This is a genomic window from Amycolatopsis sp. NPDC039088 (genome assembly GCF_055598845.1).
Genome location: NZ_JBVKAE010000023.1, coordinates 24,546 through 42,285, shown reverse-complemented (window position 1 = coordinate 42,285; position 17,740 = coordinate 24,546). Strand labels below are relative to the sequence as shown.

Here is a 17,740-nt window from a genome sequence, read left to right as displayed (position 1 = left end):
CCGCACCCACCGACAATCACGGTTCGATCAGCCCGGCGTCCCTGGTCAGATCCTCCGGCGCCCCCGGTTTGGTCACCGGCGTGCAGCCGGTCGCGGGGTCGGCCGCCGAATCGGTGCCGTTGTACTGCGCCGCGCCCGACCTGGTCAGCTGCCGGGCTCCGGCGTCGAAGCAGACCTGGTAGGAGCCCGCGGGGACACCCTCGAAGGCGTACCGGCCGTCCGGCCCTGTCACGGTCTCGCCGACCACCTTCGCGGAAGCGTCCTTCAACGTCACCTTCACCTGAGGGACGCCGATCTCGTCGCGGCTCTGCAGACCGTCCTTGTCCTGGTCCAGCCAGACGAAGTCGCCCAGTTTGCTCACGGGCGCGACGAGACCCGCGGCGAGCGTCAGGTCCTGGCGCTTCCGTGGGCCGACCGTGGTGGTCGCGGTGCAGCCCTTCGGATCGGCGTCGGAGTCCTTCGCGTCGTCACCCGCGTCCTTCGCCGTCAAGGTGTAACCAGCGAACTCGGGCGGAAGCGCGCCGATGTCGAAGCAGACCTGGTAGATGCCGTCCTTCAGCTTCGCGAAGCGGTATTTGCCGGCGGCGTCGGTGGTGAGTGTGCCGAGCGCCGTGCCCGAAGCGTCCTTCAAGGTCACCTTCACCCCGGCGACACCCGGCTCCCCGGCGTCCTGCAGGCCGTCCCGGTCGAGGTCGTTCCAGACGAACTCCCCGATCTCGTCGATCGCGGGCGGCGGGGTGACCTTGATGGTCGTCGTCGCGGTCTTCTGCGGCAGCGTGCCGCCCGAATGCTTCGCCCCGGAGACCGTGACGGTGCCGACGCGGCCGTTGTCGGCCTCGATGACGTTCGCGTGGTCGCAGGTGATCGTCGTGGACTTGCCGCCGTCGAGGTTCGCGATCGGGGCGGGCTTCACGTCGCAGTACGGGTCATCGACCTTGATGCCGGTCAGGTTCTCGGTGCCGTCGTTGGTCAGCGTGAACCGGAAGTTCGCGGTGGTGCCCGCCTCGATGGTGGCCGTGCCGCCCCAGACGCCGCTCGCCGGGTCCCGCACCTCCGCCTTCACCGACAACGAGGCGACCCTCAGCTGGACACAGTCCCACATCACCCAGTTGTGGTCGGTGGCGGCGAAGAACTTCACCGAGGTGGCCGTCGGCGGCGCGGTCGACGGCGGGAAGTCCTGGCGGGCGACCTTCCCGTCGGACTCGACGGCGTGCGCGACCTTGAGCTTGTTCTCCAGGACGACCTTGTTCGTCGCGTTGTAGAACCGCAGTCCCGTTTCCCGGACGGCGTCCGCGCGACGGAGATTGTCGTCGTTCGTGCCGGTCCAGCCGGTGAGCGTGTAGACGGCGCCGGGCACGAATTTCATCGCCGCGTAGGCGGTGCTGACCATCTTGTCCGGCGTCGCGATCAGCGCGTACTTGCCGCCGTCCTGCTGGTAACCGCCCGCCGTCGACAACCGTGGCTGTTTGCTCTTCGGCGTCCCAGGGGGCACCGGGGCCGCCGGGTTGAACGTGTACCCGGCTGGCGGGCTGCCCTCCTCCACGCTCGGGTTCGGCGCGATGCCGCCGGTGCAGCCGGACGGGACGTCCGGAGCCTGCGCCCGCGCGGGAAAAGCACCCGCACCCAGCAGAAGCGTGCCAGCCGTCATCAACACCAGTGCCCTTTTCACAGGGCCGAAGCTAGTGAGCGCGGCGCCGTTCCGTAATCGCTGAACGGTGTCGACCGGCGCCCCGATCAGGCAGAACGTGTCTTGCCGAGAGTGATCGGGGCGCCGGTCGCCGCTACTTGACGCCGATGCGGCCGACCTGGCCCCAGCGGCCCTTCTTCCACACCGAGACGATCGACGGCCGCGGCTGCGAAGTGCCACCGTCCGGCCAGTGCGACGTCGGGTTCGCGGAGGAGGGCGCGTCCTCACCGGGGTGCTGCACCGCGACGAGCACCAGGTGGTCGGTCACCACCGGACCGCAGGTCTCCGCGCCGACCGGGACCGACAGGAACTGCTTGACTCGGCCACGCTCGGGACCGTCGACCGGCACCGAGAACAGGCCGTCGTTCGCGCCGAGCGCGTTGCCGTCGGTGGAGATCCACAGGTTCCCGTGCCGGTCGAAGGCGACGTTGTCCGGGCACGAGATCGGGCTGACCTGGTCCTTCGGGAAGCCGCCGAAGTAGGTGTCCGCCGTCTTCGGGTCACCACAGACCAGCAGCAGCCGCCAGGAGAACCGCGTCGACGCGGAGTCGCCGCCTTCCTCGTCCCACTCCAGGATGTGCCCGTTGCGGTTGTTCGGCCGCGGGTTCGCCTCGTCGACGTTCGCCTTGCCCGCGGGACCACGCTGGCTGTTGTTGGTCAGCGCCGCGTAGATCCGGCCGTTGACCGGATTGGGCTGGATGTCCTCGGGACGGTCCATTTTGGTCGGCTGGACCTTGTCCGCGGCCTGACGGGTGAAGACGTAGACCTCTTCGGCGGTGAATCCGTCCACAAAGGACTTGTCGCCGGAGACCAGCGGGATCCACTCGCCGACACCGTCGAATTCGCCGTCCGCGGGGAGTTTGCCGGTGCCGTCGATCTCGGCGGCCGGGCTGTCACCGGTGAACCGGCCGACGTACAGCGTGCCCTCGTCGAGCAGCGCCGAGTTGTGGCGGCGCGCGTGCGCGCTGTCGCCCGGCTTGTACTTGCCCTTCGAGACGAACTTGTAGATGTACTCGAACCGCTCGTCGTCACCGGAGTAGACGGCGACGCGGCCGTCCTTGGTGATCTTGACGTTCGCGGCCTCGTGCTTGAACCGGCCGAGCGCGGTGTGCTTGACCGGCGTCGAGTGCGGGTCGTTCGGGTCGATCTCGACGACCCAGCCGAACCGGTTGGCCTCGTTGGGCTCCTGCGCGAGGTCCCAGCGCTTGTCGTACCGCTCCCACTTCCGCGTGGTGGCGGTACCGGAGAAGCCGTACCGCTTCAGGCGGGCGGCCACGACCGGGTCGGTGACCTTGTCCGCGTTGGCGAAGTACTGGTTGACGTTCTCCTCACCGGAAAGCACGGTGCCCCAAGGGGTCACGCCGCCGGCGCAGTTGTTCTGCGTGCCGAGCACCTTACGGCCGCTCGGGTCGGCGGAGGTCTTGAGGTACTTCGAGCCGGCGGCCGGGCCGCGGACCTCGAAGGTGGTGTTCAGCGTGATGCGGCGGTTGTACCGGCTCGGCGTGACGTGCAGCGCGCCGCCGATCGGGTCGCGGAAGGCCTGTACCACCGAGAGGCCGTGTGCCGCCCAGGCGATCTTGACCTGTTCCTCGGTCGGGTTGGCCGGGTCGTACTGGTCGGCCGGGAACATGTGGACCTCGGTGGTGTACTCGTGGTTCACCACCAGCAGGTTGCGGATACCCAGCGGATCCTGCGGGATCAGGCCGACGAAGTCGCAGTTGTAGCCGAACTGCTTGGCCTGCGCGGCCGCGGTCTGCTTGGCGAAGTCGAACTTCGGCGCGCCCGCCTCGACGGCGTCGCCCCAGCGGATGACGACGCGCTGTTCGTACCCCTCGGGGATGGTGACGGCGTCGAGCTTGTTCGGCGGCACCGCCTCGAAGTCGGTGCCGGGCACCGGACGGCCGGGGCGCCCCGGCTTGCCGTGGCCGGCGGCCGCGACGTCGGCGGGTTCGGCGGCGGCCGTGCCGGACAGCGCGGCGAAGCCACCCGCGGCGGCGGCCATCACGGCACCGGCCTTCAGCGCGCCACGCCGGGACAGCATGTCCTTGACCACGTCGCCGAAGTATTCGTTCTCCGAGCCGTTGGGCTCGGGGTGGGCGCACGCGTTGCCGCAGCGGTACTCACAGGTGACCGCGGAGCGGCCGCCGGGATGAGAGGTGATCAACGGCAGGAGCCGCCGAGGCTCGAAGGACACAGGGCCTCCATGGTTCGCGGTGGGTTCACGTAATCCGGTCAGGGGAACGCCGTGACGGTAAGCGACCAAAACGATCCAGTCCCGACCAGCAGATGAACAGCGTGCGAACGAGCGATGGCGCGCTGCCGGAACCGGCCGCGCGCCATCGACGAAAAGTACTGCTAGAACGTTGCTTACCGACTAAGAACCGATGTCACACAGCCCGTGACGACCGGGTTTCCACACCGCCACCACCGAGGGCCGTGGCTGGCTTTCACCGCCGTCCGGCCAGTGTGAGGCCGGTTTGTCGGCATTGGCACCGTCCACCTCACCCGGATGCTGAACACAGACTGTGACGATCTTCTCTTCGACGATCGGGCCACAGGTCTCCGCACCGCGCGGCACGGTGAGGAACAGCTTCAGCTCGCCGCGGTTACGGCCCTCCAGCGGCACCGAGTACAGGCCGTCGTTGATACCCAGCGCGCCCGCCGAGTCGGTGGAGATCCACAGGTTGCCGTGTTTGTCGAAGGCCACGTTGTCCGGACTGGAGATCGGCGAGACCTGATCCTTGGGGAAGCCGGCGAAGTAGGTGTCCGGCGAGGACGGATCACCGCACACCAGGAACAGCCGCCAGCTGAAGGTCAGCGCGAGCGCGTCCCCGCGGTGCTCCTCGAACTCCAGCACCTGGCCGTGCTTGTTGTTGACCCGGGGATTGGGCTCGGTGGCGCCTTCCTTGCCGGGGTTGCCGCGCTGGACGTTGTTGCTCAGCGCGCAGTAGATCCGGCCGGTGTACGGATGCGCCTGGATGTCCTCGGGGCGGTCCATCTTGGTGGCGCCCACCCGATCGGCCGCCTCGCGGGTGAACACGTACACCTCTTCGGCGGTCATTCCGTCCACAAAGGACTTGTCGCCGGAGGCGAGCGGGATCCACTCGCCGACGCCGTCGAATTCCCCGTCGCTCGGCAGTTTCCCGGTGCCGTCGATCTCGGCGGCCGGGCTGTCGCCGGTGAACCGGCCGACGTAGAGCGTGCCGTCGTCGAGCAGGGTCATGTTGTGCCGCCGGGCGTGGCGGCTGTCGCCCGGCTTCATCCGGCCCTTGGAGATGAACTTGTAGATGTACTCGAATCGCTCGTCGTCCCCGGAGTAGGCGACCACGCGGCCGTCCTTGGCGACGCGGATGTTCGCCGTCTCGTGCTTGAACCGGCCGAGATGCGTGTGTTTGACCGGGGTGCTGTCCGGGTCGTTCGGGTCCAGTTCGATGACCCAGCCGAAGCGGTGAGCCTCGTTCGGTTCCCTGGCGATGTCCCAGCGCGCGTCGAACCGCTCCCACTTCCGGGTGGTCGCGGTGCCGTTGATGCCATAGCGCGCGTACCGCTTGCGCGCCACGGGATCGGTGACCGTGTCCGCGTTCCCGAAGTACTGGTTGATGTTCTCCTCGCCAGACAGGATCGTGCCCCACGGCGTGACGCCACCGGCGCAGTTGTTCATCGTGCCCAGCACGACCGTGCCGGTCGGGTCGGCGGCGGTCTTGAGCAGATCACTGCCCGCCGCCGGGCCTGCCACCTTGAACGGCGTGTGCAGCGTGATGCGCCGGTTGTAGCGGGACATCCTCGGCCGCAGGTGCCCGGTGTCCCGCCCGCGCGTCACCTGGACGACGGTCAGCCCGTGTGCCGCCCAGGCGATCTTGACCTGTTCCTCGGTCGGGTTGTTCCGGTCGTACCCGCGGAACATGAACTCTTCCGATGTGTACTCGTGGTTCGTCACCAGCAGCGCGGAAAGGCCGGAATGGTCCAGGGGGAGCAGCGCGGCGAAGTCGCAGTTGTAGCCGAACTGCTTCGCCTGCGCCGCGGCCGTCTGGTTGTCGAAGTCGAACTCCGGCGCGCCGGGCAGCACGGCGTCACCCCAGCGGATCACGATCCCCTGCTGATAGCCATCGGGCACCACGACGGCGTCGAGCGTGTTCGGCTGGACGCGCTGGTAGTCGGTACCGGGTGGCGGTTTCGGACGGCCCTCGGGCGCGGCGGACGCGGGCCCGGCGAGCGCGAGCGGCGTGCCGGCGGCCAAGGCGACGACCGCGGTCGCCTTCAACGCGCCACGGCGGCTCACCGCGCCGAGAACGTCGGCGAAGGTGGGGTTGTCCGAGGTGTTCGGCGCGTCGTGGAAGCACGCGTCGCCACAGCGGTAAGTACAGGTCACTGACGCCCGGCTTGGTGAGTGGCCGGCCAGTAACGGAAGGAACTTCACGCGGACCTCCGCATCTGCAGTTCGGGAGGTCGACGCTAAGGCACCGGACCAGCGAGAGGAAACCCCTCGTTGGTCCGGTGTTCACCTTTTGTTCCGATTACATCTCTTCGCCCACGAGGACCGCTTCGGCCGGGACCGTATGCGGGTCGGCGGTCTTCTCGCGGATCGTCAGCAGGGCACCGGCGAGCACGCACAGGACCGCGGCGATCACGAAGGGCGCCTGCTCGGCGCCGAACCACTCCGCCAGGTGACCGACGATGGTCGCGGCGACCGCGCCGCCGAGCCACCGGCAGAAGTTGTACCCGGCACTCGCGACCGGACGCGGAGCGCCGCTGATCGACATGGCCGTCCCGGTGAAGAGCGTGTTGAGCAGCCCGGAGACCAGACCCGAAAGCACGATGCCGACGACCAGCACCGGCTTGCTCGGGATCGCCATGATCAGCAGCAGTACCGCGTAACCGAAGACGGCGACCACGGTCGCGTGCCGTTCACCGAGTTTCGCGGCGAGCTTCGGTGCCAGCACCACGCCCGCGACGGCGACCGAAAAGCCCCAGCCGCAGAAGATCAGGCCGACGGCGACGGCACTCCACTCCAGCACGAACGGCGACCAGGCCAGCACCACGAAGAACGCGGCCGTGTAGAGCGCGGAACCGATCGAGGTGCGCAGCAGCCCGGCGTGCTTCAACGCCCGGAACGGGTCGAGCAGGCGGATCTTCGGCCGCTTCTCCTTGGCGTCGCCGGTCAGGAAGATCGAGCACAGCACGAGTCCGCACAGCATCAGCAGCGACGTGCCGAGGAACGGACCGCGCCACGAGATGCTGCCCAGCAGGGCGCCCAGCAGCGGGCCGACCGCGAGACCGACACCGAGCGCGGCCTCGTAGAGCAGGATCGCGCCCGCCTGGCCGCCGGTCGCGGCGCCGACGATGACCGAGAGCGCGGTGGCGATGAAGAAGGCGTTGCCGAGTCCCCAGATCGCGCGCAACCCGATGAGCTGCTCGATCGAGCCGGAGGCGGCGCACAACGCGGTGGCGACGACGACCAGGGTCAGCCCGGCGACCACGGTCCGCTTGGCCCCGAATCGGGCACTCATCGCGCCGGTCACCAGCATCGCGACCGCTTGGACGCCGAGGTAGCTGGAGAACAGCAGGGTCACCTCGGACGGCGTCGCGTGGAGGCCTTCGGCGATCGACAACAGGATCGGGTCGACCAGCCCGATCCCCATGAACGCGATGACCGCGGCGAACGCGGTGATCCATACCTGTTTCGGCTGTCCCTTGACGGCATCCAACAGGCTCGAGTGGTGCTCAGCGCTCATCGCGGATCAGTTCCTCCTTCTTGTCTTCCTGCAGCAACCTGGTGAGGGCGGGGAGCGCGGCTTCGATCGCGGCGCGGTCGGTCTCGTCCAGTCCGATCAGCCGCTCGCGGAGGAATTCCTCCCTGGCGACGACCAACCGCCGATGGAACCGCTGCCCCACCTCGGTGACCTCGACGAGCACCGCCCGGCCGTCGGCGGGATCGGCGCGGCGGCTGACCAGGCCGAGCCGTTCGAGACGGCGGACGACGTCGGTCATCGTCGGCATCCGGACCCGCTCCAGTTCGGCGAGCGCGCTCATCCGGCGCGGACCGCCGTTCAGCAGCTCCGACAGCACCGACCCCTGGGTGAGGGTGAGCTGCACCTGCGGGGTCTCCCGGCGGACGAGGTAGTACAGCCGGAAGACCAGCGGGCGGAGCCGATGCGCGAGGTCGGCGGCTTTCGTGGTCACTTAGCCATGCTAACTAAAATTACTGAGCATGGCTAAGTAATCTGGCGCACAAGATCTCCCGCGACGTTCTAGGGTTGTGGTGTGGAAGCGGTGATCTTCGATCTCGACGGTGTCCTGGTGGATTCGGAAACGATGTGGGACGAGGTCCGACGGGCGGTCGCGTACGAGTTCCACGGCACCTGGCGTGACGAATCGACCAGGGCGATGCAGGGGATGAGCACCCCGGAATGGGCCGCCTACCTGGCGCACGACCTCGGCGTCCGGCTCCGCCCCGCCGACGTCGCGCAGGTGGTGATCGAGCGGATGGCGCGCCGGTACGCGGAGAAGCCGCCGATCATCCCCGGCGGGCCGGACGTCGTCCGCGAGGTCGCGAAGCACTGGCCGGTGGCGATCGCGAGCTCGTCGCCCCCGCTGCTGATCAAGGCGTTCCTGGACATCACGCGGCTGCCGGTGCCGACGGCGGTGTCCTCGGAGCAGGTCGGCGCGGGGAAACCGGCGCCTGACGTGTACCTGAAGGCGGCCGAGCTACTGGGCGTGGAGCCGAAGAACTGCGCGGCCGTCGAGGACACGACGAACGGGCTTCGCGCCGCGCTGGCCGCGGGGATGACGGTGTACGCGGTGCCGAACCCGCATTTCCCGCCGGATCCTTCGGTGCTGGAGCAGACGACGGTGGTCGCGAAGATCACGGACCTGCCGGCGGCCCTTCAGAAGCCGAAGGACTGAGCCGCGCTACCTCGCCAATGCTATGAAAGGTCCTTTCCTTGCAAAATTTGCAAGGAAAGGACCTTTCATAGCGCGCTACCGGGGGCTTACGCCTCGCCGGCGATGAACTTTTCGACCTCGTCACGCGCGGTGGAGTCGTCGTACTGCTCCGGCGGCGACTTCATGAAGTAGGAAGAAGCCGACAGGATCGGGCCGCCGATACCGCGGTCCTTCGCGATCTTCGCGGCGCGCACGGCGTCGATGATGATGCCCGCCGAGTTCGGCGAGTCCCACACCTCGAGCTTGTACTCCAGGTTCAGGGGAACGTCGCCGAAGGCGCGGCCCTCGAGCCGGACGTAGGCCCACTTGCGGTCGTCGAGCCACTGCACGTAGTCCGACGGGCCGATGTGGACGTTGCCCTTGCCGAGTTCGCGATCGACCTGCGAAGTGACCGACTGGGTCTTCGAGATCTTCTTCGACTCGAGCCGCTCGAGCTCCTTCATGTTCAGGAAGTCCATGTTCCCGCCCACGTTGAGCTGCATCGTCCGGTCGAGCTGGACGCCGCGGTCCTCGAACAGCTTCGCCAGCACGCGGTGCGTGATGGTGGCGCCGACCTGGGACTTGATGTCGTCACCGACGATCGGCACCCCCGCCGCGCGGAACTTCTCGGCCCACTCGGGGTCGGAGGCGATGAACACCGGCAGCGCGTTGACGAACGCCACACCCGCGTCGATGCACGCCTGCGCGTAGAACTTGTCAGCCTCTTCGGAACCCACGGGCAGGTAAGAGACGAGCACGTCGACCTCGGCCTCGCGCAGCGCCGCGACGACGTCGACAGGAGTCTCGTCGGACTCTTCGATGGTCTCGCGGTAGAAGCGGCCGAGACCGTCGTAGGTGTGGCCGCGCTGCACGGTGACGCCCAGCGGCGGCACGTCGGCGATCTTGATGGTGTTGTTCTCGCTCGCGAAGATCGCCTCGGACAGATCGCGGCTGACCTTCTTGGCGTCCACGTCGAACGCGGCGACGAACTCGATGTCGCGGACGTGGTACTCGCCGAACACGACGTGCATCAAACCGGGCACGCGAGTGCCGGCATCTGCGTCGCGGTAGTACTGAACGCCCTGGACCAGCGAGGCCGCACAGTTGCCGACGCCCACGATGGCCACCCGAACGCGGCGGTTCTCGCCCATGCCGGTTTCTCCTTCATTCGTCCAACAGTTGTAGGTAGTGCTCAGCGGGGCCGGAGAGCGCCTCAGGTCTCCGGTCCGCGCTGCTCGGCCTGTTCGTGCGCGATCAGCTCGTTGAGCCAGCGCACCTCCCGCTCGCTGGACTCCAGCCCGAGCCGGTGCAGCTCACGGGTGTAGCGGTCGATCTTCTCCTCGGCCCGCGCCATTGCCGTCCGAAGTCCTTCTCGGCGTTCCTCGACCCGACGACGACGGCCTTCCAGGATTCGCATCCTGACGTCGGCCGGTGTCCTCGAAAAGAACGCCAGGTGGACGCCGAAGCCTTCGTCGTCCCACGTCTGCGGACCGGCGTCGCCGAGCAGTTCGGCGAACCGCTCCTTGCCCTCGGCGGTGAGCTTGTACACGCGCTTGCCCCGGCGTGCCCACGCCCGGTCTTCCACCTCTTCGAGCTCCTCGACGAGGTAACCGGCGCGAAGCAGCCGACGCAGTGTCGGGTACAGCGAGCCGTACGAGAACGTCCGGAACATCCCGAGCGTCTCGTGCAAACGTTTGCGCAGCACGTAACCGTGCATGGGGGTCTCGTGCAGCAGCCCCAAGATCGCGAGCTCGAGCACACCGCACCCCCTTCCGGGAACAAACCGCGACCGGTCGCGTTGGCCACCGAGACCGGCTCGGTCAACCTACCGGCCCACTATATCGCGCCGATACATCGAAGTGGTGTAGCTAACCCGATCAGGGCCCTCGCCAACCGGACGAAATTCACCGGAGAGTTATCGAATCCTCGGCGTGTCCGGATGCGCGCGCCCCGTCCGGTCGAGAACGGGACGTGGACCACACAGCAAGAGCCCGTACTCTGTTGGCGTGCGAAACCAGCGGCAGGTCGTGGACTACGCCTTACAGCGGCGCGCGCTGCTCAAGGGCGTCCACTCCGGACGGGTCGGCACATACGACGTCTGCGACGCGGGTCCGTACCTCCTGCGGGCCGCGAAATTCCACGGACGACCAGGTGAGCAAGACTGCCCGGTCTGTCATCGGGAGGAACTGACCCTGGTGTCCTGGGTCTACGGCGACGAGCTGAAGCACGTCGCCGGATCGGCCAAGACGCCGGACGAACTGGTGCGGATGGACGGGCTCTTCGCGGAGTTCACCGTCTACGAGGTCGAGGTCTGCCGGAGCTGCCACTGGAACCACCTGGTGCGCTCCTACGTCCTCGGAACAGGAGATCCGGGAAGCACCCGGCCACGGACCCGGTCGCAAAGGACAGCGGGTCGGTGACAGGTATCGAAATCGCAGTTGAGCACAGAGCGGCGTACCCCGAAGCGCCGGTCTGGGAGGCCCATTCGTGAACGACGAACGCAACCGCTCCTGGCCTGGCCAGGAGCCTGATGCACCTCGCCGTGCCCAATGGCCGGGCGAAGAGGACGGACCCGGCTGGCCGGGCGAGGAACCCCCGCGCCGCCCCCAGCGCCGGACACCCCCCAACGGCGGCCCCCGCGCGGCCGCACCGCGCTCCCCGCAGCCACGCTCCTCGGACCCGCGACCGCCGGCCCCACAGTGGCCAGGAGGTGACGCCGGCGGTCCGGAGTGGCCGTCCGACGAGGAACCGCGCCGCCCCGCCGCCCCGCGCCGCGCCAACGGCATGCCCCCGCGCAGGCCGGGACCCCCGCCGCCCGGCGGCCGGTCCGCCGCTGCCGCTGCTGGAGCCGGAGTCCAGCGTTCCCAGCAGGGTGCCACCGGCCATCGGCCGCCGCCTCCGCCCGGCAACCGTCGTCCGCCCGCGCCCCCTCCCGCCGAGCAGGCGACCGCGATGGTCCGCCCCGTCGAGCCGGATCCGTACGAGCGCGAACCGGACCTCATCACGCACCACGCCCACAACGGCACCGAAGACCCGTACGGCTACGACCCGTACGACGACCGCTATGACGATCGTCACGAAAGCGTCGCCCTCGGGGCCGAGGGCGACGACCTGGACGACGAAGAGCCCGCCGAGGACGAAGACGGCGACAAGAAGAAGACCCTCACGCCGAAGCAGCGCAAGAAGCGCCGCTGGAAGATCATCCGCCGGGTGCTCTACGCGATGTTCGGCCTGTTCGTGGTGGTGCCGGCGATCGCGTTCGTCATCACCTACTTCCTGGTGGACGTCCCGTCCCAGGAAAGCGTCGCGAGCCAGCAGAGCCAGCCGATCACGCTGATGTACGCCGACGGCAGCCCGATGGGCAAGATCGCGCCCGCGACCGGCGGCAGCCGGTACCTGCTGAAGCCGGGCGAGATCCCGGACTCGGTGAAGCACGCCGTGTACGCCGCCGAGGACTCGTCGTTCGAAACCAACTCCGGGTTCGACGTCGGCGGCATCCTGCGCGCGGTCTACAACAACGTCACCGGCGGTCAGGGCGGCGGTTCGACGATCTCCCAGCAGTACATCAAGAAGGCCACGGCCAACGAGGCGCCGACGCTCACCCGTAAATGGACCGAGCTGGCCAAATCCTTCAAGATGAATAACCAGATGTCCAAAGAGGAGATCATCACCGCCTACCTCAACACCATCTACTTCGGCCGCGGCGCGAACGGCATCGAAGCCGCCGCGCAGGCCTACTTCAAGAAACCGGCCAAGGAGCTCAGCCCGTCCGAAGCCGCTCTGCTCGCCGGCCTGATCCAGGGTCCGAGCAAGTCCGAGAACGAGGCGTACGCCACCAGGCGGTGGAACTTCGTGATGGACCAGATGGTGGCGAACAACTGGCTGCCCGCCGCCGACCGCGCGGCCGCGACCTTCCCGAAGCCGATCCCGAAGGCACAGGCGAAGGCCGACGACGCCGGGACGCTGAGCCTGCACATCCGCAACCGGGTGATCGACGAACTCGAAGCCCGCGGCTACGACCAGGACAGGCTGCACCAGGGCGGATACAAGATCACCACGACGATCGACCCCAAGGCGCAGAAGATGGCCGAGGAGTCCGTCGCGGAGGGGATGAAGGGCCAGACCGACGAAAACATCCTGAACGCGCTGGTCGCGGTCGATCCCAAGACGGGCGGCGTGGTCGCCTACTGGGGCGGCCCGGACTGGAAGAAGAACGACCAGGGCCAGGACGTCCAAGCCCACGACTGGGCGAACGTCCCGCACAACCCGGGTTCCGCGTTCAAGGCCTTCGACCTGGCCGCGTGGCTCAAGATGGGCAAGGGTCTCGGCGAGACCTTCGACGGGTCCAACAACCGGAAGTTCGACGTCGGCGGCGGCAACTACCGCACGGTCAAGAACGCGGGCGAGAGTTCCAACTGCGGCGCCCAGTGCACGGTCGCCGAAGCGATGAAGGTCTCCGCGAACACCGTGTTCTACGACATGGTGATCAACAAGACGAAGGTCGACCCGGTGGCGAAGGCCGCGAAGGAAGCCGGCGTGGAGACGGTGGACGAGGGCGGCACTTCGGTCCTCTACCCCGACATCAACATCGCGCTCGGCGGTGGCCGCACGGTGACCACGGCGGAGGACATGGCCGCCGGGTTCGCCACGTTCGCCGGTGAGGGTGTCCGGCAGAAGCAGCACTTCGTCGCCAAACTGACCAACTCCCAGGACGAGGTCGAGTTCGACGAGACGGCCCCCAAGGGCACTCCCGCCTTCAGCGACGACGCCGACAAGAGCAAGCAGATCGCCGGCAACGTCACCGACGCGCTCGAGCCGGTCGTCCCGTACTCGAAGCTGAAGTGCCCGTCCAACCACGATTGCGCGGGCAAGACCGGGACGCAGCAGTACGACTTCAAGGACAGCGACCCGGCGAGCTACCGCGAGCGCAACGCGCAGACCTGGATGGTGGGCTACACGCCGTCCATCTCGACCGCGGTGTGGGTCGGCGGCGACGGCAACAAGCCGCTGCACGACAAGAGCGGCAAGCCGATCTACGGCCGGACGATCGCCGGCCCGATCTGGGAAGACTTCATGTCCCGGTACCTGACCGGGAAGCCGACGGAGAAGTTCGGCAAGGTCAAACCCATCGGCAAGGACGCCCGTGCGGTGGTGACGACCACGCAGCCGAAGCCGCCGGAGACGTCGACGCCGCCGCCGGAGACGACCTCGTCGGCTCCGCCGCCGCCCTCCTCCACCGAGCCGACGGAGACGACGCCGACGAAACCCACGAAACCGACGAAGCCGCCATGGTCTCGTCCGGGGCCGGGGACCTCCGATCCGTTGTTCCCGAATACCGGGGACCCCTGACCGGGCGAAAACGACTGAAGAAGGTGTGCCGGGCGAGCCCGGCACACCTTCTTTCGGGCGTATCCGATGAACCTGAACGGATCTGACACGTCTTCTATAGAAGGAGACCTGCGACCGCAGGACCGCGCTCACCACGGAAAGGTTCGGAGGACGTCCAAGTGAACGACGATCCCCACGGCGGATGGCCAGGTCAGGACCCTGACCCCGCACGTCGTCCGCAACGCCCGGCCGGACCACCCCGTCGTCCCGCGGGCCCGCCTCCGGGCCACGGACAGCGACCGGGCGCCCACCAGCAAGGTCCCGGGCAAGCGCCATGGCAACGGCAGCAGGGTTCGCCCCAGCAGCCGCCGCCCCGGCGTTCGCAGCGACCGCCGGTCGCGCCGCAGCACGAGCCGGACCTCATCACGCATCACGAGCACAACGGCACAGAGCACCGGTACGACGCCGACCGCGGCTACGAAGAGCCGTACGACGACGAGCGGCCCGGCCCAGAGACCGACGAAGACGGCAAGCCCATCCTCACCCCGGCGCAACGCAAGAAGCGCAGGTGGAGACGGATCCGGCGGGTGCTGCTCGCGCTGTTCTGCCTGTTCGTCGTCATCCCGGCGATCGCGTTCGTGATCACCTACTTCGTCGTCGACGTCCCGTCGCCGCAGTCCGTCGCGGCCACGCAGGGCCAGGCGGTGACCTACTACTACGCCGACAACACCGAGATGGGCAAGGACGTGCCCAAGGGTGGCAACCGGCAGATCCTGACGCCGGAGCAGATCCCGGACATCGTCAAGAAGGCCGTCATCGCCACCGAGGACGCCTCCTTCGAGACGAACTCCGGCTTCGACATCGGCGGCATCCTGCGCGCGGTCTACAACCAGGTGACCGCGGGCAAGGGCGGTGGTTCGACCATCTCCCAGCAGTACATCAAGGTCGCCAGCGGGGACGACGAATCGTCGCTCACCCGTAAATGGACCGAACTCGCCAAATCCTTCAAGATGAACCAGACGTACGAGAAGAAGGACATCATCTCGGCGTACCTGAACATCATCTACTTCGGGCGCGGCGCGTACGGGATCGAATCGGCCGCGCAGGCGTTCTTCGGCAAGCCCGCCGGCGAGCTGAACGCGTCCGAGGCGGCGCTGCTCGCGGGTCTCATCCAGCAGCCGGGCCGCTCGGAGAACCCGAAGGTCGCGAACGACCGCTGGACCGTGGCGCTGAACCGCATGGTGCAGAACGGTTTCCTCTCCGCCGCGGACCGCGCGAACCTGCAGTTCCCGACGCCGATCCCGCAGGAGGACAAGCAGCAGGCCGGTGTGGTCAATCCGTTCATCCGCGACAAGGTCAAGGAAGAACTGGCCGCGAACGGGATCACCGACGACGTCTATTACCGGGGCGGCTACAAGGTCTACACGACCATCGACCCGAAGGCGCAGGCCGCGGCAGAACAGGCGGTCGCCGACGGGATGAAGGGCCAGACCGACGAGAACCTGCTCAACGCGCTCGTCGCGGTCGACCCCAAAACCGGTGGGGTGAAGGCGTATTACGGTGGCGCGTCCATCGTGAAGGGACCCGACGGCAAGGACCAAAAGGGCCGCGACTGGGCGAATACGCCGCAGAACCCCGGATCGTCGATGAAGCCGTTCGACCTCACCGCGTACATGCAGCTCGGCAAGGGCGGTATCAACTCGACGTTCGACGGCACCGACGGCAGGCAATTCGGGAAGCAGAAGATCCGAAACGCCGGTCCCGGCAGTTCCTGTTCGCAGCAGTGCACGGTGTCCGAGGCGATGCAGCGCTCGGCGAACACGGTGTTCTACGACATGGTCGTGAACGTGACCAAGCCGGGGCCGGTGGCACAGGCCGCCAAGGACGCCGGGGTCAAACCCGCTCCCGACGGCGCCTCCGAACTGTTCGCGGACAACAACATCGCCCTCGGCGGCGGCAAGACGGCCGTCACCCCGGAGGACATGGCAGCCGCGTACTCGACCTTCGCGGCCGATGGCCAGCGGCGGACCAAGCACTTCGTCGCCAAGGTGACCAACTCGCAGGACGAAGCCGCGTACTCCGCTCCGGAAGAGGCGAAGCCCGCGTTCTCCGACGACGCCGACAAGAGCAAGCAGATCGCCGGCAATGTCACCGAGTCGCTCAAGGGTGTCATCCCGTTCTCGAAGCTCAAGTGCCCCAACGGGCACGAGTGCGCCGGCAAGACGGGAACCCAGCAGCACACCTACCGTCCGGGCGAGCCCGCGTCGGCGAAGGACTCCAACTCGCAGACCTGGATGGTCGGCTACACGCCGTCGATCGCGGCCGCGGTCTGGGTCGGCGGCGACGGTGACAAGCCGCTGAAGGGCAAGAACGGCAAGGCGATCTTCGGTTCGACGATCGCCGGGCCGATCTGGCAGAAGTTCCTTTCCCTGTACCTGAACGGGAAGCCGGGCGAACGCTTCGACAAGGTCAAGATCATCGGCGGGGACGACAACAACAACACCGTCCCGTCGACGCAGACCCCGCCGGACGACAACGAGGACCCTGGTGAGACCGGCACTCCGTCGACCGGCCCGTCGACGGGCTCGTCGTCCTCGCGGAAAGAGGAGGAGCCGCCGTCCAGCTCGAAGAATCCTCCGTCGTCCAGTGAGAACAACGGCGAAGAAGGCGGCGGCAACACTCCCGGCCGTGGCGGCGGCAGAGGCGACAACGAATAGCTAGAGGGTGACGACGCGCTTTTCGGCACCGGAACGGTGAGCGGCCTCGATGACCCGGAGCGCCTCGACGGCGGAAGCGGGATCGACCGGGAAATCGCCCTTGCCGAGCAGCGCGTCGCGCACCTGCGCGTAGAAGTCCTCGTAGCGGCCGACCTCGGTGGGCACGGTTTCGACGTCGTCGTTCACGCCGAGCCGACCGGCGTCCGACGCCGGTTCCACGCCCCAGCCGGGATCGCCGGGCCGCAGTCCGTCCTTGATCTGCGGCTCTTGGACGTCGAGACCGTACTTCGTGAACGTCGCCTTGTCGCCGAGCACGCGGAACCGGGGGTTCCGGGTCCCCGCCAGCGCCGACGCCCACAGGTGCGAGCGCACGCCGTTGGTGTGCTGAAGGGCGACGAAGACGTCGTCGTCGACCGACACCCCGGCACGCCGCTTGTCGAGCTCCGCGTAGACCTCGGCGACCGGGCCGAACAGCTGCAGTGCCTGGTCGACGATATGCGCGCCGAGGTCGTAGAGCAGCCCGCCCGCCTCGGCCGGGTCGCCGAACTCGCGCCAGTTGTCCCGCGGTTTCGGCACCCACCGGTCGTAGCGCGATTCGAAGCGGAAGACGTCGCCGAGACGACCGGCTTCGATGAGCTTTCGAACGGTGAGGAAGTCCGAGTCGAACCGGCGGTTCTGGAACACCGTCAAGCCGACGCCCTTGGCCTTCGCGGCCTCGACGACCTTCGCCGCTTCGGCCGCCGTCGGCGCGAAGGGCTTGTCGACGACGACTGGCAGCCCTGCTTCGATCGCCTGGAGGGCGAGCGGGACGTGCGTGCGGTTCGGCGTGCTGACCACGACCAGATCCAGTTCACCCGCCTTCGCGAACAGCGCGTCCGCGTCCGGCAGCACCTCCGCGTCCGGATAGTCGGCGCCTGCCTGTTCGACCCGTTCCGGATTCGAGGTGACGATCGCGGCCAGGGTCAGCCCTGGTGTCGCGTTGACCAGCGGGGCGTGGAAGACCCGCCCGCCGGTGCCGTATCCGAAGATCCCCACTCGCAAGTCAGCCATGGCTCCATTAAACAACAGTGTTGCGTAATAGGCCAGC

The 17,740-nt window shown here is 67.9% G+C and carries 12 protein-coding genes; 4 read left to right on the top strand and 8 right to left on the bottom strand.

Going from position 1 to position 17,740, the window contains the following annotated elements:
* Positions 1-16: 16 nt before the first annotated feature.
* The 5 genes from ACZ7KI_RS27070 to ACZ7KI_RS27050 form a co-directional block, all read right to left on the bottom strand.
* Positions 17-1,648 carry a DUF7850 domain-containing protein gene (locus ACZ7KI_RS27070; protein WP_470275877.1) on the bottom strand — a complete coding sequence of 544 codons (1,632 nt, stop codon included), beginning with the start codon at positions 1,646-1,648 and terminating at the stop codon, positions 17-19.
* A gap of 133 nt (positions 1,649-1,781) precedes the next feature.
* Positions 1,782-3,881, bottom strand: a complete 2,100-nt coding sequence (locus ACZ7KI_RS27065) for a PhoX family protein (protein ID WP_470275876.1) — start codon at positions 3,879-3,881, stop codon at positions 1,782-1,784.
* Between the two features lie 180 nt (positions 3,882-4,061).
* Positions 4,062-6,104: a PhoX family protein gene (locus tag ACZ7KI_RS27060; RefSeq protein WP_470275875.1), complete on the bottom strand. Its 2,043-nt coding sequence runs from the start codon at positions 6,102-6,104 to the stop codon at positions 4,062-4,064.
* A 97-nt stretch (positions 6,105-6,201) separates the two neighbouring features.
* Positions 6,202-7,419: an MFS transporter gene (locus tag ACZ7KI_RS27055; RefSeq protein WP_470275874.1), complete on the bottom strand. Its 1,218-nt coding sequence runs from the start codon at positions 7,417-7,419 to the stop codon at positions 6,202-6,204.
* Positions 7,409-7,867 carry a MarR family winged helix-turn-helix transcriptional regulator gene (locus tag ACZ7KI_RS27050; RefSeq protein WP_470275873.1) on the bottom strand — a complete coding sequence of 153 codons (459 nt, stop codon included), beginning with the start codon at positions 7,865-7,867 and terminating at the stop codon, positions 7,409-7,411. The genes ACZ7KI_RS27055 and ACZ7KI_RS27050 overlap by 11 nt, the downstream gene beginning before the upstream one ends.
* A gap of 81 nt (positions 7,868-7,948) precedes the next feature.
* Here ACZ7KI_RS27050 and ACZ7KI_RS27045 point away from each other — a divergent pair, with 81 nt between their 5' ends.
* A complete protein-coding gene (locus ACZ7KI_RS27045) occupies positions 7,949-8,590 on the top strand; it encodes an HAD family hydrolase (RefSeq protein WP_470275872.1) in 642 nt (213 codons plus the stop codon).
* An 86-nt stretch (positions 8,591-8,676) separates the two neighbouring features.
* On the opposite strand, the gene ACZ7KI_RS27040 is transcribed toward ACZ7KI_RS27045, so the two are convergent.
* Together ACZ7KI_RS27040 and ACZ7KI_RS27035 are read right to left on the bottom strand one after the other, a co-directional pair.
* Positions 8,677-9,759 carry an inositol-3-phosphate synthase gene (locus tag ACZ7KI_RS27040; protein ID WP_061981706.1) on the bottom strand — a complete coding sequence of 361 codons (1,083 nt, stop codon included), beginning with the start codon at positions 9,757-9,759 and terminating at the stop codon, positions 8,677-8,679.
* A gap of 62 nt (positions 9,760-9,821) precedes the next feature.
* On the bottom strand, positions 9,822-10,367 hold the full coding sequence (locus tag ACZ7KI_RS27035) for a PadR family transcriptional regulator (RefSeq protein WP_005168208.1): 546 nt from the start codon (positions 10,365-10,367) through the stop codon (positions 9,822-9,824).
* 247 nt (positions 10,368-10,614) lie between these two features.
* Here ACZ7KI_RS27035 and ACZ7KI_RS27030 point away from each other — a divergent pair, with 247 nt between their 5' ends.
* From ACZ7KI_RS27030 to ACZ7KI_RS27020, 3 genes are all read left to right on the top strand, one after another.
* Positions 10,615-11,028, top strand: a complete 414-nt coding sequence (locus ACZ7KI_RS27030; protein ID WP_470275871.1) for a DUF5318 domain-containing protein — start codon at positions 10,615-10,617, stop codon at positions 11,026-11,028.
* A 532-nt stretch (positions 11,029-11,560) separates the two neighbouring features.
* Entirely contained in the window at positions 11,561-13,957 is a 2,397-nt protein-coding gene (locus ACZ7KI_RS27025) for a transglycosylase domain-containing protein (RefSeq protein ID WP_470275978.1), read from the top strand.
* Positions 13,958-14,115: 158 nt separating this feature from the next.
* A complete protein-coding gene (locus tag ACZ7KI_RS27020) occupies positions 14,116-16,653 on the top strand; it encodes a transglycosylase domain-containing protein (RefSeq protein WP_470275870.1) in 2,538 nt (845 codons plus the stop codon).
* Here the strand turns inward: ACZ7KI_RS27020 and ACZ7KI_RS27015 are convergent, their stop codons facing one another.
* Positions 16,654-17,703: a Gfo/Idh/MocA family oxidoreductase gene (locus ACZ7KI_RS27015; protein WP_470275869.1), complete on the bottom strand. Its 1,050-nt coding sequence runs from the start codon at positions 17,701-17,703 to the stop codon at positions 16,654-16,656.
* Between the last annotated feature and the right edge of the window lie 37 nt (positions 17,704-17,740).

Excerpts from the sequence above, each read along its gene's own strand:
- ACZ7KI_RS27070 (WP_470275877.1), bottom strand. The coding sequence starts at position 1,648 with ATGACGGCTGGCACGCTTCTGCTGGGTGCGGGTGCTTTTCCCGCGCGG.
- ACZ7KI_RS27055 (WP_470275874.1), bottom strand. The coding sequence starts at position 7,419 with ATGAGCGCTGAGCACCACTCGAGCCTGTTGGATGCCGTCAAGGGACAG.
- ACZ7KI_RS27040 (WP_061981706.1), bottom strand. The coding sequence starts at position 9,759 with ATGGGCGAGAACCGCCGCGTTCGGGTGGCCATCGTGGGCGTCGGCAAC.
- ACZ7KI_RS27025 (WP_470275978.1), top strand. The coding sequence starts at position 11,561 with ATGGTCCGCCCCGTCGAGCCGGATCCGTACGAGCGCGAACCGGACCTC.
- ACZ7KI_RS27015 (WP_470275869.1), bottom strand. The coding sequence starts at position 17,703 with ATGGCTGACTTGCGAGTGGGGATCTTCGGATACGGCACCGGCGGGCGG.